This window comes from Olleya sp. YS (assembly GCF_029760915.1).
Classification (GTDB): Bacteria; Bacteroidota; Bacteroidia; order Flavobacteriales; family Flavobacteriaceae; genus Olleya.
In genome coordinates this window covers 727,055-741,762 of record NZ_CP121685.1, presented here as the reverse complement: position 1 = coordinate 741,762, position 14,708 = coordinate 727,055, and the positions used below count along the sequence as shown (strand labels likewise).

Below are 14,708 nucleotides of genomic sequence, written 5' to 3'. Positions count from 1 at the left end.
TCCTAAATATAGTTATAATTGTTATTTGATTGTGATTTCGTCCACAAAAAGCCAACTTCGTCCATCATGCTCATAACCTAAATGCCACTCTGGAAGTTGACCTAATCTAGTGGCTTTCAGTTTTACATACTTAACCTTTTCTGATGGTAAATTGAAATAAAAGTTTTGAATATTGACTTCTTCAGATGGTTTTTTAGCATCAAAATAGTATTTACCAATAGATTTATAATTTTTATCGTCAATGGACACCCAACACTCTATCGTTGTTGGATAAAAAATCCAAGAGCGTTGGTCTTGCAAAAAGTTTACGTTTATGGTGTCTATGATTTTTGTTTTACCTAGGTTAATGGTTGCGTTTAAATCTGTATCAAAATACCCTTGCCATGTTCCTGTTCTAAAATCTTTTGTGCCATAAATGCCATCAATAAGTGCGTTGTTTCCACCACCATTATACTGATTTGCATAGTCTGTATTTAATTTGATAGACATGTTTGGGTCTATTTTATAAAATTGGGTTTCGATAACCGCACTTTTAATTCCTTTTTTTTCTGAATATGTCGAAAGTGAAATAGCTTTATCTATCGTAATAGGATTATCATATAATTTAAAGTCACCTTTATAACCCAATCTGTAAAATATTGAAGCATCCTCATCTGCATTCTTTAGCACGACTTCAGTGTCGCCTTTAAAAGCCACTTCTCCTTTTGCAATATATGGAGCAGGAGTGATCAGATGTTCTTTGATTTCGGTTTTTGGAGCTTCACTGTCTTTAGTAGCCCAATCTGTTGGTTTATTAGTCATTTTAAAACTAAGGGTACCACCATTCATAATATCAGAATGTTCAATAAAAGATTGATTTAAAGGTTTGCCATTTAATTTCGCAGAAGCGATATAAATATTTTTAGAGTTTAAATTTTCTGTTGAGACAGTAAACTGTTTTCCGTTTTCTAAATTAAAAGTAGCTTTTTCAAAAAGTGGTGTTCCAATGATGTATTGATTACTTCCTGGCGTGACTGGGTAAAATCCAATGGAACTAAAAATGTACCAAGCACTCATTTGACCACAATCTTCGTTGCCTGAAATTCCATCTGGTGTGTTTGAATATAGTTCGGTTATAATTTGGTGGACTTTCTCCTGAGTTTTATGTGGTTTGTTTACAAAATTATAGAGATAAGCCATGTGATGACTAGGCTCATTGCCATGTGCATATTGACCAATTAAACCAGTAATATCTGCTTGATGACGTCCAGAGGTTTCCGCTTTAGCGACAAACAATGTATCTAAATTAGCTTCTAATTTTTCTTTTCCGCCTAATAGATTAATCAATCCACTAATGTCTTGCGGAATGTAATTACTGTATTGCCAAGCATTAGCTTCGGTGTAATTAAAATTAACTTCGTAAGGATCAAAAGGTGAAAACCAAGTGTTTCTAAAACGACCTCTCATAAACTGTGTCTCTGGGTCAAAAACGTTTTTATAATACTGAGCTCTTTCAGAAAATATTTTATAATCTTCAGTTTTATTCATGACTTTTGCCATTTGAGCAATGGTCCAATCATCATAAGCATATTCTAAAGTTTTAGAAACCGATTCGCTTTCTTCTTCAACAGGAATAAAACCAAATGCTTTATAACTTTTTAAGCCTAATTTGTTTCTTGTAGCACTATGTTTCATAGCTTCAAAAGCTGTGCTAACATCGTAATTATTAATTCCTTTTAAATACGCATCAGCAATTACAGGTACTGCATGATAGCCAATCATACAACCAGTGTAATTAGCGCTTAAATCCCAAATAGGCATAATACCACCTTCATTATATTTGGCTATAAAGGTGTTTATAAAATCGTTGGTTTTGTTTTGCTCAATAATGGTGTAGAGTGGATGTGTAGCGCGATAGGTATCCCAAAGCGAAAACACAGTGTAATAATCAAAGTCTTTAGTCGTGTGAATTTTCATATCCATACCACGATATCTTCCATCTACATCTTGATATAAATTAGGAGCCAAAGCAACATGATACATAGATGTATAAAAATTGGTTTTATAGTCTTCGTTATTAGTTTTAATAGTAATTTTTGCTAATTGCTTAGTCCATTCAATTTCTGCTTCTTTTTTAATTCTTGCAAAGGTTTTATTTCCAATTTCTTGCTCTAAATTTTGACGAGCACCTTCAATATCTACAGCACTTATACCAATTTTAATGTATACAGGCTGGTTGTTAGGATTGTTAAATTGTAAAGCTATTTTCTGTGCGCCTTTTAAGCCTTGTTTTGGAGGCGATTGTAAGACGTCATTAAATGGATGAGACGTTTTTATTACGAAAAATAAACGTTGATCTTTTGCCCAAGCGTCAGAAAACCTATAACCAACAATTTCAGTGTCAGATATCCTGTCAATTTTAGCATCTAATACCTTGTCACGATGAATTAAATCTACAATAGCAAATTGATTGTCTGCCGAAGGAAATTGATATTTATGTATCCCACTTCGTTTAGATACCGTCAATTCTACTTCAATATTTGTACTATCTAATGTTACTTTATAATAACCAGGTTTTGCAATTTCTTTGTCATGAGAAAAATGTGCACGATAACCAGCGTTTCCATCTGCTCCGTTGTTAAAATTTTGCTTGTTGGTTGGCATAATTAAAATGTCACCATAATCACTAACTCCTGTTCCGCTTAAGTGTGTGTGCGAAAATCCATAAATATAATTATCACTATAATGATACCCAGAACAGCCATCCCATCCGTCCAAACGTGTGTCTGGACTAAGTTGCATCATTCCAAATGGTAAGGATGCTCCTGGATATGTATGACCATGTCCACCAGTACCTATAAATGGATTAACGTAAGCTATTAATGGCTTATGTTTTGTAACTGGAGTATTATCTATCTGTTTTTTACAGGAAACCACAAACAACGTGATAAAAAATAGTACTACGTTTTTAAACTTCATTATATGTTAAAAATTTTTAGTCACAATTTAGCAAAAAAGAATAGTTACTGGTAGTTTTATTGTGTTTAACGTTTAACAATATAATAAGATATTTCACTTTAATAATGGTTAATTTTGTGCATTAAAGTTTATTTATGACGCGATTAATAATTCTAGGAATAATATATATAGTCCTTACTATTTACGGTTTTCAAGCTATAAAAACGGTGTTTAAATCTGCTTGGATACACTACGTGTTTATTACAATAGCAGTTTTGGTTGCTGTAAATTTAATTTATCAATTTTCTACACCATCAGAGGGTAGAGTAATATCTGGTGGTAGAGGTTATGCAATTGGCTTTTTACTATCGTTTATGGCATTAAACTTAGTGATAGCACCTATACTTATTGGTGAGGATATTGTTAGGTCTTTTATAAGTTTATATGATAAGTATTTTATAACAAAAGACTCGTTTTATTTACCATCAAGACGAAAATTTATCAGTCAAGTCGCTTTAGGTTTGGCAGCAATTCCGTTTTCATCCTTACTATACGGAATGTACAAAGGACGTTATAATTACAAAGTTTTAAATTATACTTTACATTTTGAAGATTTGCCAGAAGCATTTGATGGCTATCGCATTACACACATTAGCGATATACATTCTGGTAGTTTTGATAACAAAGAGAAGATAAATTACGCGGTTGATTTAGTTAATCAGCAAAAAGGAAATGTTATTTTATTTACTGGCGACTTGGTCAATAATAAAGCTTCTGAAATGTACGATTGGAAAGATACCTTTTCTAAATTAACAGCTTCAGATGGCGTATTTTCTGTTTTAGGAAATCATGATTACGGTGATTATGTAGATTGGGCTTCTGATAAAGATCAAAGCGATAATTTAGAAGAATTAAAAGCAATACAAAAAGAAATAGGTTTTGATTTATTATTAAACGAAAACCGATATATCGAAAAAAATGGCGAACGTATGGCAATAGTTGGTGTTGAAAATTGGGGAGCTGGTCGATTTAAAAAAGCAGGCGATTTAAAAAAAGCCAGTCAGGATATAGAAGCAAACGATTTTAAAATATTACTCTCTCACGATCCTTCACATTGGGCCGAAAAGGTTATTGAGGATGATTATCACTACCATTTAACATTAAGTGGGCATACACATGGTATGCAATTTGGTATTGAAATACCAGGTTGGATAAAATGGAGTCCAGTAAAATGGCGTTATAAACATTGGGCAGGTATCTATCAAGAAAAAGGACAGTATATTAATGTCAACAGAGGATTTGGGTATTTAGCTTATCCAGGACGCGTTGGAATTTGGCCAGAAATAACTGTAATAGAGCTTAAAAAAGGGTCGCAAATTGCTTAATTTCAACTAAATGTTATATTTTAGTAACTAGTTTGAACTAAACTGATATCAAATGTCAAAATTTGGAGAATTAATAGATGTCGACATTCCAGTACTTCTAGACTTTTTTACAGAGTGGAATGAACCATCTAAAACCATGCATGCTGTATTGCGCGATGTAGCTGCTGCACTTGGTGATAAGGCTAAGGTGATTAAGATAGACGTTGAAAAAAATCAAGAACTATCTGATGCTTTACGTGTCAAAGGGCTACCTACATTAATTATTTATAAAAATGGTGAAATGAAATGGCGTCAAAGTGGAGAGCAAGACGCTAATACCTTGATTGAAATCATGGAGCAATTTGTTTAAAGTGCTTTAAATTGATACCCTTTTTGACTAAAGTGTTCTAATACTTTAGGTAACGCAAACTGCATATTTCTTGACGCTTTTACACTATCATGAAATACAACAATGCTTCCAGATGTAGTATGTTTTAAGACGTTTTTCAAGCATTGTTCAGGAGAAAGTTTTTGCTCCCAGTCATATGAAATGACACTCCACATAACAATTTTATATCCTTTATTTATTAGAATCTTTGCTTGCTTGCGCTTAATTTTTCCAAAAGGAGGACGGAAGAGATGTTTTATTTCAGATTTTCTATTTTTTATTTTAGAATCGATAAGAGTTTGAGTTATATCTGTGTTATCTATGTATGTCTTAGTATTTGTTTTCCAACCTTTTAAATGATTGAAGGTGTGGTTGCCTACAGTGTGTTTGTCTTCTACAATTGACTTAAAGATGTCTGGATGTTTTTTAATATTTTGACCTATACAAAAGAAGGTGGCTTTAGCTTGGTATTGTTTTAAAATATCTAAAGTCCATTGTGTTATTTTTGGAGTTGGACCATCATCAAAAGTTAAATATATGGTTTTAGATGACGACGCCTTTTTCCAAATATATTTTGAAAAAAGGCGTTGTATAATTTTGGGTGTTTTTACAGGAAAAACAGGCATCTATAGTTATTTAATTTAAAACAGTGTCTAACTGTTTTATTAAGTCGTTGTCTGTTGGCATTGGAAATGTTTCTGGTTCTGGGTCACTTTCCATATAATGTTTAAACAATTCTAAATAATTGGTAAAGATCATAGATTCGTCTTTTGCAAATTCTTCATCGTACTCTACTAAAACATCCACTAAAGCTTTGTAGCGTTCAATATCTGTTAGAATTTCAGTAAAATTTTTATCCTGATTATCTCGAGTTAGCGTACTATAGTATTTTAAATTTTCTTGATACTTAGTCGCTACATCTTTAAACAATTGTCTTGCTTTATCTTTTTTACCAACTTCGTAATACGCACTTATATAAGGTTCAAGTAAAGTATAATGTCCAAATTTATCAACAGGCATATTTTTCATAGCAATGTCTGCTATTTCTTCAGCTTTTTCTAATTGATTCTCATTAATTAAGTTTTCAATTAATCGTGCTAAATTTCCTCTGTAGGTAATCGAGTTTCGTCTAGTTTCTGGATCGTGGTAAATGTCTTCACTTCCACTATTTCCCCAATCCCAATTTACGACTTTGTTGTACATAAACTCGGTATCAATTCTTCCCATATCAAAAGGATTAGCTCTTGCAACTGGAGACTTTATTGGTACTAACTTGTAGACCATACCATCTAATTGTAGATAATCTTTCATCCAGATGTAATCATCATTTCCAAAAGCACCACCTGTAAAATAGATTGGTCGTTTCCAATTATTGTTGGCAACAATATCTAACATCAATAATCTATTTTTATAAATGGCATTATCTGAAATGTTAATGTATAAGGTGTCTTCAATCAAATCTGCATCTTTAGGCTTTACAATACCATGTTCTAATACAGCATCTTTGTCTACTGGGATTTTAATATTTTCAACAGGAAAGTAATTAGAGTTTAAAAACTGTTGAGGGTAATCCTCAAAGTTTTCACCTTCTTGTTGTAACGCATATTTTAATTTAGTTTTAGGGTCATCACTGGTTACAAAATTCATAAACGTTTTAATGTCTAGTGTATCGCTAAACCTTAAACGCTTCATAATATAATCTCGTGTTCCGTGTTTGTATTTATCATGAGATAAGGATGACGGAATAGGGTCACTTTTGTAAGCTTTACGCTTCATTTGGTCAATGTACCAATCGGTTTGAAACAAACTAGTATTAACCACACGTACATCTGTACGGTAGTTTTCAATTTCTTGAGCATACCACAACGCAAACGTATCGTTATCTCCAATAGAGAATAAAATTCCGTTTTTACCACAGGAATCTAGATATTTTTTAGCCATAGCTAATGCTGTGTATTTTCCAGATCGATCATGGTCATCCCAGTTTTGAGCAGCCATAATTACAGGAACTAGTAATAGGCAGACAACTGTAACTGCAGGAGCTAAAACTTTAGTAGAAGTGTATTTTTTAAGAAAGTCAAAAAGAGCATAGACACCCAATCCAATCCAGAGTGCAAATACATAAAATGATCCAACTACAGAATAGTCACGTTCTCTTGGCTCGAAAGGTCTGACATTGGTATATACTTGAATGGCTAAACCTGTAAAGAGGAAAAAGACTAAGGTCACCCAGAACAGTTTTTTATCTCTATTAAACAGGAAAAATAGACCTATTAATCCTAATATTAGCGGAAGGAAATAATAAGTATTTCGACCTTTGTTTTCCGTAACATCACTAGGTAAATTGTCTTGAGATTGTCCTAAATGCCACTCGTCTATAAGTTTAATACCACTAATCCAGTTACCATGTTGGTCGTAACGACCTTGTAAATCGTCTTGACGACCCACAAAATTCCACATAAAATAACGCCAATACATATAACCTAATTGATACTCAAAAAGGTAAGAGATATTATCTGCTAGGGATGGTTTTTTGATGTTTACAAATTGACCGAATTGTTTTAAAAAATTGTGGTAATCTTCATAATCTATTCTTCCACTAGCAACATCGCTTTTAAAATCCATCATGGATTGTACTAAGCGTTGCTCTCCTTGATATTCTGGTTTAAGGCTAAAGTCTAAAAACCCAGTAAATAACATGTAATTTTCTGCATTTTCACCACTCCACATTCTTGGTAATATAGCAGCTTGCTCAGAATTGTAATTTTGTTTAGCACGTTTATAGTTGTTAACTATAATGTATTTTCCAGAAGCTTCATCTTTTTCATATTTAGGCTTGTCATCTACATAAGGTTCGTTTTCGTCTAGACCTGTGTATTGATCAGTAAATAACGGTCCATAAAACAAGTGAGTTTCAGGATATTGCTCTAAGTTATAATAGGCTAATAATTCTCTTGCACTAGATGGGTTATTTTCATTAATCACCACATTAGCATTGGCGCGTATTGGTAACATTAACCACGTAGAAGACCCTATTAACACAAATAACAAGCAAAGAATACCAGTATTTAAATGATGTAATTGTTTTGCTCTGGTATATTTTAATCCAAAATAAAAAGCTGCTGCTAATAAAATAGCTGCTATGATGGATCCAGAGTTAAAAGGTAAGCCTATTTGATTAACAAAAAATAGCTCTAACGCACTAAAGTAGCGTAATACGTTAGGAAACATTAATTTGAAAACAAACAATAAAACGGCTACAGCAATAAGATTGATTTTAGCAAAATCTAAATTTTCTAAAAGAAACTGTTTAACTGTAAAGTTTTCATTTTGTTTTATTAGTGTGTAAAATCCTAAACCAATGATAATTATCAAAGTTAGTAGCAATAAAAGTGATGAGGTGTCACCAAAAGGATTGTTAGTTGTAATTTCGATTAATACAAAAAGAATTAAAAAAATAGAAAGCACAAAAAGTAAAAATGTATGTAAAAAATGAGCTTTTAAATTAAAATGATTTTTAAAATAGTAAATCAAACCAATAGCTGGAATGGTTAATAATCCCATAAAATGAATTCCAAACGACAAACCAACGACAAATGCAATTAAAATTAACCAGCGATTACCTCTAGGATTGTGCATGTCTTTTTCCCAACGTAATCCTAAATAAAACATGACGGTCATAATTAGAGTCGCCATAGCGTATACTTCAGTTTCTACAGCGTTAAACCAAAATGAGTCTGAAAAGGCAAACGCTAAACTACCAACAAAAGCACTACCTAAGATAGCGATTTGTTGTCCTTTATTAAGTATTTCTGGTTGTCCGACTATTTTTTTTAGTAATAAAACAATTGTCCAAAACATAAATAAAATAGCAAATGCACTGGATACTGCACTCATCATATTCATAACAAAACCAATTTGAGATGGATCTAATGCAAATACAGAAAACACTGCACCTAACATTTGAAATAGAGGTGCTCCTGGTGGATGTCCAACCTGTAATTTAGATGAGGTTAGTATATACTCTCCTGCATCCCAATAGCTTACAGTAGGTTCAACCGTAAGTGTGTAAGTAATTAAAGCAATTAAAAAAGCGAACCAACTTAAAATTAAGTTCCATTTTTTAAAGTTAAAAGACATCATAAAGTATCAATTTGTTATGTGTTGGCGAATTTAGTAATTATATTGTAATGGTCACGATTTTTAAGTTAACGTTAAGTTTTAAATCATATTTTATTAAAAAAATGTTTGCTTGAATAAATATTTGTTTTAAATTTGCGTCCTCATTACGAGATTGGCCTATGGTGTAACTGGTAACACGTTGGTTTTTGGTACCAAAGAGTCTAGGTTCGAAACCTAGTGGGCCAACAAATACCAATAAAATCCTAACTATAAATTATAGTTAGGATTTTTCTTTTTAAAAAACATTGGGTTGAGAAGTTTATGCTGAGCGCAGTCGAAGTAAAACCTAGTAGGCCAACAAAAAAAAGCTTCTTTTTAGGGGAAGCTTTTTTATTTTATGTAATTATTTAGTTTATATTTTAAAAGTAATTACTGGTCTTTTAGCGTGATTAACTAAATCTTCACTAATACTTCCATTAAAAAAGTGAGCAATTCCCTGTCGTCCATGAGTGCTAATCCCAATCAAATCAGCATCAACAATTCTAGAAAAGTTTAAAATACCTTTTTCTACCGTTTCATCATTGTAGATATTTAGCGTGTAATTATCAAAAGGGTTATTTTCAATAAACTCCATCATTCTAACTTTAGAAGCAGCAGTAGTTGTAAAATTACTAGGTGTATTAACGTTTAACAAGTGGATTTTAGCATCAAATAACTCTGCTAATTTCACAGCTTGTACATAGGTTTCTTTATTATCATTTTTAAAATCGGATGCAAAAACAAATTCTTTGATATCAAAATTTTCGTGCTCATTTTTAATTACTAATACAGGTGTGTTGGAAGTACGAACAATCTTTTCAGTAGTAGACCCTATAAATAATTCTTTCAATCCTTCTGCACCATGAGATCCCATAACTATTAAATCTACATCATGTTTTCTACAAGTTTCAAGAATTCCAGTAGAAATTTCGTTAAAATCTACAGTTTCATACACAGTAATTCCTTTTAAATAGTCTTTTTTCATGACTGTCTCAAATTCTTTGTGCGCCAATTTCATAAAATAAACAGCTTCAGGTAAATCAGCAGGCATTCCACCAGCGTTTAACTGGTTAAAAGGAAGCTCTAACATATGTAAAAGTATGATCTCGCAATCATGTTTTCTGGCTAATTGAGCAGCTACTTTAACCGCATTTTCTGCTTCTTTAGAAAAGTCTGTTGGTACAAGTAATTTTTTCATAAATGAAGATAGTTAGTTAATAAAGAACTTATATATAAAGTTAGTAATAAAAAATGACTTTTAAAAAGTTATGAAAATCAATAAAAATATGTATATTTGCAGCGTTGTAAGAGAAAAACGAAAATTGAGGGGACCTAAAGTCCCCTCTTTTTATACTTTAAAATGTTTATAGAACAAGTAAAATCATTATTAGAAGACGCACTAGCAGAACGTCAGGATTTATTTCTGATAGATTTTAGTGTGACCAACAATACAGATATCAAAATAATAATTGATGGTGATCAAGGCGTAAAAGTTGAAGATTGTATTTTTATAAGTCGTGCTATAGAGCATAACATGGATAGAGAAGAGCATGATTTTGCTCTAGAGGTCATGTCAGCTGGAGCTTCTGCACCATTGACACTGCCAAGACAATACCCTAAGCATGTAGGACGTGTTTTAGAGGTTAAAACAGCTACGCAAAAAATAGAAGGAGCTTTAACTGCTGCTAATGATGAAGTGTTTACTTTAGAATGGAAAGCAAGAGAGCCAAAACCAGTTGGTAAGGGTAAAGTTACCGTTAATAAAAAAGAAAATATTGCCTACAAAGATGTTGTAGAAGCAAAAGTTATAATAAAATTTTAATTCAAATAGAGTTATGGAAAATATAGCGTTAATTGAATCTTTTTCAGAGTTCAAAGACGACAAGTTAATAGATCGTGTTACCTTAATGGCTATTTTAGAGGATGTATTTAGAAATGCATTAAAGAAAAAGTTTGGAGATGATGATAATTTTGATATTATTATAAATCCAGATAAAGGTGATTTAGAGATTTGGAGAAACCGTGTGGTTGTTGCAGATGGAGAGGTTGAAGAACCAAACCAAGAAATATCTTTAACAGAAGCTAGAAAAATCGAGCCAGATTTTGAAGTAGGTGAAGATGTGTCTGAAGAAGTAAAATTAATAGATTTAGGTCGTCGTGCCATTTTAGCATTACGCCAAAACTTAATTTCAAAAATTCACGAGCACGATAACACAAATATTTTCAAGCAATTTAAAGAGCTTGAAGGCGATTTATATACTGCAGAAGTGCACCACATACGTCACAGAGCAGTTATTTTGTTAGATGATGAAGGAAACGAAATTATTTTACCAAAAGACAAGCAGATTCCTTCAGATTTTTTCAGAAAAGGAGATAATGTAAGAGGTATTATTGATAGTGTAGAGCTTAAAGGAAACAAGCCAGCAATTATTATGTCGCGTACGTCGCCTAAGTTTTTAGAAAAACTATTTGAATCTGAGATACCTGAAGTATTTGATGGTTTAATAACCATAAAAAATGTGGTACGTATTCCAGGTGAAAAAGCTAAAGTAGCTGTAGATTCTTATGATGATAGAATTGACCCAGTTGGAGCTTGCGTAGGTATGAAAGGATCACGTATTCATGGAATAGTACGTGAGTTAGGTAATGAAAATATAGATGTAATTAATTACACCAATAACTTACAGTTATACATTACCAGAGCATTAAGTCCAGCAAGAGTAACTTCAATTAAAATTGACGAAGACAACAAACGTGCAGAAGCAATCTTAAAACCAGAAGAAGTAAGTAAAGCAATTGGTAGAGGTGGTCATAATATTCGTTTAGCAGGTCAATTAACAGGTTACGAAATAGATGTGTTAAGAGAAGGAGCTGAAGAAGATGTAGAATTAAGAGAATTCTCTGATGAAATCGAAGAATGGATTATCTCAGAATTTAGTAAAGCAGGTCTAGACACAGCTAAGAGTATTTTAGAACAAGATGTGGCAGATTTAGTAAAAAGAACTGACTTAGAAGAAGAAACAATTTTAGATGTTATTAGAATTCTTAAGGAAGAATTCGAAGATTAACATATATTTGAGAAAAAAAAGAAAAGGTTAAAGGCAATTTATGGCTGAAACAATTAGATTAAATAAGGTATTACGTGAGCTTAACATCTCTCTTGATCGCGCTGTAGAGTTTTTAGATTCTAAGGGTGTCGAGATTGAGAAGCGACCGACTACCAAAATTTCAGAAGAAACTTACAAAATTCTTTCAGACGAGTTTGAAACTGATGCGAACAAAAAAATGGCGTCGCAAGAAGTTAATGAAGCTAAGAATAAAGAAAAAGAAGAGTTGCGTATTAAACGCGAAAAGGAGCTAGAAGAAAAGCAAAAAGCAGAAGAAGCTGCCAAAGCTGATCAACTTAAAAAAGAACAAGAAGTTATTAAAGCTTCAAAGTCACTTTCTGGACCAAAAAAAGTTGGTAAAATAGATTTGGATGCTGATAAAACTGAAGCATCTAAAGAAGAGAAAGTTGTTGAAGCTAAACCTAAAGTTGATAAAACGGAAGCTACTTCTAAAGCAAAAGAAACAACTAAATCTAAGGATAAGCCTAAAGCAAAACCAGCAACTAAAAAGGAGACAGTTGTAGAAGCAGAGGATTCTGACGAACCAACAGAAGAAACGCTTAAAACTAAATACACTAAGCTTTCAGGACCAAAAATTGCTGGAGATAAAATTGATCTATCTCAGTTCAAGAAGCCTAAAAAGAAAAAGGAAGACACTAAAAAAGACGATAACGCCAATAAAAAGAAGCGTCGTCGTATATCTAAACCTGGTGATAATAGAAATAGCTCAGGTCCTTCAAGAAGTAATGATAGATTTAAAGGTAAAAAACCAGGAGGACGTAAAAGTCCTGTAATCAAGGAGGAGCCTAGTGAGGAAGAAGTACAGAGACAAGTACGTGAAACCTTAGAAAAACTTCAAGGAAAATCGTCTAAAGGTAAAGGAGCAAAATATAGAAGAGAAAAAAGAGATCAGCATAGAGAGCAGACAGAAATCGATCAACAAATCGAAGCTGCAGAAAGTAAAATCTTAAAGGTAACGGAGTTTGTTACAGCAAACGAAGTAGCAACCATGATGGATGTTCCAGTGACACAAATTATCTCTGCATGTATGTCATTAGGGATGATGGTTACAATGAATCAAAGATTAGATGCTGAAACCTTAGCGATTGTAGCTGAAGAATTTGGATACAAAACAGAATTTGTTACTGCAGATATTGAAGAGTCTATTGAAGAAGTGGTTGATAAACCAGAAGATTTAGTAACTCGTGCTCCAATCGTAACCGTAATGGGTCACGTAGATCATGGTAAAACCTCTTTATTAGATTACATTCGTAAAGAAAATGTAATAGCTGGAGAGTCTGGAGGAATCACTCAGCATATTGGTGCTTATGGTGTTACTTTAGATAACGGTCAGAAAATAGCATTTTTAGATACTCCAGGTCACGAAGCCTTTACAGCGATGCGTGCTCGTGGTGCTCAAGTTACTGATATTGCTATTATTGTAGCAGCTGCGGATGACGATATCATGCCTCAAACCAAAGAAGCAATTTCTCACGCACAAGCAGCAGGAGTTCCTATTGTTTTTGCAATTAACAAAATAGATAAGCCAGACGCTAATCCAGAAAAGATAAAAGAAGGTTTAGCACAAATGAATTTACTTGTAGAAGATTGGGGAGGAAAAATCCAATCGCATGATATTTCTGCCAAAGTAGGTACAGGTGTTAAAGAATTATTAGAAAAAGTATTACTTGAAGCTGAATTATTAGAGCTTAAAGCCAATCCAAAAAAACCAGCAGTAGGTACAGTAGTGGAAGCCTTTTTAGATAAAGGTAGAGGTTATGTGTCTACAGTCTTAGTACAAGCAGGAACACTGCGTATTGGTGATTATGTTTTAGCAGGTAAAAATAGTGGTAAAGTAAAAGCGATGCATGATGAGCGTGGACATGATATTGAAGAAGCTGGACCATCAACACCAGTTTCAATATTAGGTTTAGATGGTGCGCCTCAAGCTGGTGATAAATTTAATGTATTTGCAGACGAGCGTGAAGCTAAACAAATAGCAACAAAACGAACTCAATTACAACGTGAGCAAGATGTTAGAACAACAAAAACATTAACGCTTGCAGAAATTGGACGTCGTATTGCTTTAGGAACATTTAAAGAATTAAATATTATCCTTAAAGGTGATGTGGATGGTTCTGTTGAAGCTTTAACAGATTCTTTCCAAAAGCTATCTACTGAAGAAATTCAAGTTAATATCCTTCATAAAGGGGTTGGAGCCATTACAGAAAGTGATGTATTACTAGCAACTGCATCAGATGCTATCATTATAGGGTTTAATGTACGTCCTGTTGGAAACGCCAGAACAATTGCAGACAGAGAAGAAGTGGATATCAGAACTTACTCTATTATCTACGATGCAATTAACGATCTTAAGGACGCGATGGAAGGTATGTTGTCTCCAGAGGTTAAAGAAGAAGTTACTGGTACTGCAGAAATTAGAGAAGTATTTAAAGTATCTAAAGTTGGTACTATTGCAGGTTGTATGGTGATGAATGGTAAGATATTCAGAAACTCACAAATCCGTTTAATTAGAGATGGAGTGGTTACTTATACAGGTGAGTTAGCGTCACTTAAGCGTTTTAAAGATGACGTTAAAGAAGTGTCTAAAGGATACGATTGTGGTATGCAAATTAAAAATTATAACGACATCGCTATTGGTGATGTTATTGAAGCATTCCATGAAGTTGAAGTTAAGAAAAAACTGAAATAATTTTTTAGTTTAACATATAAAAAAAGCGATTCAAAATT

9 protein-coding genes and 1 tRNA gene are annotated in these 14,708 nt (G+C 33.0%); 6 read left to right on the top strand and 4 right to left on the bottom strand.

Features of this window, described 5'->3' with window-relative positions; genetic code table 11:
- Window positions 1–21 precede the first annotated feature (21 nt).
- Window positions 22–2,958: a GH92 family glycosyl hydrolase gene (locus tag Ollyesu_RS03450; protein ID WP_279302401.1), complete on the bottom strand. Its 2,937-nt coding sequence runs from the start codon at window positions 2,956–2,958 to the stop codon at window positions 22–24.
- Window positions 2,959–3,092: 134 nt separating this feature from the next.
- Here Ollyesu_RS03450 and Ollyesu_RS03445 point away from each other — a divergent pair, with 134 nt between their 5' ends.
- Together Ollyesu_RS03445 and Ollyesu_RS03440 are read left to right on the top strand one after the other, a co-directional pair.
- The gene (locus Ollyesu_RS03445; protein ID WP_279302400.1) at window positions 3,093–4,322 is read left to right on the top strand and encodes a metallophosphoesterase; all 1,230 of its coding nucleotides are present in this window, start codon (window positions 3,093–3,095) and stop codon (window positions 4,320–4,322) included.
- Between the two features lie 52 nt (window positions 4,323–4,374).
- On the top strand, window positions 4,375–4,671 hold the full coding sequence (locus tag Ollyesu_RS03440) for a thioredoxin family protein (protein ID WP_279302399.1): 297 nt from the start codon (window positions 4,375–4,377) through the stop codon (window positions 4,669–4,671).
- On the opposite strand, the gene Ollyesu_RS03435 is transcribed toward Ollyesu_RS03440, so the two are convergent.
- Both Ollyesu_RS03435 and Ollyesu_RS03430 read right to left on the bottom strand, forming a co-directional pair.
- On the bottom strand, window positions 4,668–5,315 hold the full coding sequence (locus tag Ollyesu_RS03435; protein WP_279302398.1) for a polysaccharide deacetylase family protein: 648 nt from the start codon (window positions 5,313–5,315) through the stop codon (window positions 4,668–4,670). The genes Ollyesu_RS03440 and Ollyesu_RS03435 overlap by 4 nt on opposite strands.
- A 10-nt stretch (window positions 5,316–5,325) precedes the next feature.
- On the bottom strand, window positions 5,326–8,832 hold the full coding sequence (locus Ollyesu_RS03430) for a DUF2723 domain-containing protein (protein WP_279302397.1): 3,507 nt from the start codon (window positions 8,830–8,832) through the stop codon (window positions 5,326–5,328).
- Between the two features lie 152 nt (window positions 8,833–8,984).
- Here Ollyesu_RS03430 and Ollyesu_RS03425 point away from each other — a divergent pair.
- Window positions 8,985–9,057: transfer RNA gene (locus Ollyesu_RS03425), tRNA-Gln, on the top strand.
- Between the two features lie 166 nt (window positions 9,058–9,223).
- Here Ollyesu_RS03425 and Ollyesu_RS03420 read toward each other — a convergent pair.
- Complete coding sequence (locus tag Ollyesu_RS03420) at window positions 9,224–10,048, bottom strand: universal stress protein (protein ID WP_279302396.1); 825 nt, start codon at window positions 10,046–10,048, stop codon at window positions 9,224–9,226.
- A gap of 162 nt (window positions 10,049–10,210) precedes the next feature.
- Between Ollyesu_RS03420 and rimP the strand changes: the two genes are divergently transcribed.
- From rimP to infB, 3 genes are read left to right on the top strand one after another with little or no spacing between them, the layout of a single operon-like run.
- Window positions 10,211–10,672, top strand: coding sequence for a ribosome assembly cofactor RimP (gene rimP, locus Ollyesu_RS03415; protein WP_279302395.1), 462 nt, complete (start codon window positions 10,211–10,213; stop codon window positions 10,670–10,672).
- Between the two features lie 13 nt (window positions 10,673–10,685).
- Window positions 10,686–11,918 (top strand): transcription termination factor NusA, encoded by a 1,233-nt coding sequence (nusA, locus tag Ollyesu_RS03410; RefSeq protein ID WP_279302394.1) that lies wholly within the window; start codon window positions 10,686–10,688, stop codon window positions 11,916–11,918.
- A 40-nt stretch (window positions 11,919–11,958) separates the two neighbouring features.
- A complete protein-coding gene (gene infB, locus Ollyesu_RS03405) occupies window positions 11,959–14,670 on the top strand; it encodes a translation initiation factor IF-2 (protein WP_279302393.1) in 2,712 nt (903 codons plus the stop codon).
- Window positions 14,671–14,708: the final 38 nt, after the last annotated feature.

Coding starts and splice junctions, on each gene's coding strand:
- Ollyesu_RS03450 (WP_279302401.1), bottom strand. CDS start 2,958: ATGAAGTTTAAAAACGTAGTACTATTTTTTATCACGTTGTTTGTGGTT.
- Ollyesu_RS03445 (WP_279302400.1), top strand. CDS start 3,093: ATGACGCGATTAATAATTCTAGGAATAATATATATAGTCCTTACTATT.
- Ollyesu_RS03440 (WP_279302399.1), top strand. CDS start 4,375: ATGTCAAAATTTGGAGAATTAATAGATGTCGACATTCCAGTACTTCTA.
- Ollyesu_RS03435 (WP_279302398.1), bottom strand. CDS start 5,315: ATGCCTGTTTTTCCTGTAAAAACACCCAAAATTATACAACGCCTTTTT.
- Ollyesu_RS03430 (WP_279302397.1), bottom strand. CDS start 8,832: ATGATGTCTTTTAACTTTAAAAAATGGAACTTAATTTTAAGTTGGTTC.
- Ollyesu_RS03420 (WP_279302396.1), bottom strand. CDS start 10,048: ATGAAAAAATTACTTGTACCAACAGACTTTTCTAAAGAAGCAGAAAAT.
- rimP (WP_279302395.1), top strand. CDS start 10,211: ATGTTTATAGAACAAGTAAAATCATTATTAGAAGACGCACTAGCAGAA.
- nusA (WP_279302394.1), top strand. CDS start 10,686: ATGGAAAATATAGCGTTAATTGAATCTTTTTCAGAGTTCAAAGACGAC.
- infB (WP_279302393.1), top strand. CDS start 11,959: ATGGCTGAAACAATTAGATTAAATAAGGTATTACGTGAGCTTAACATC.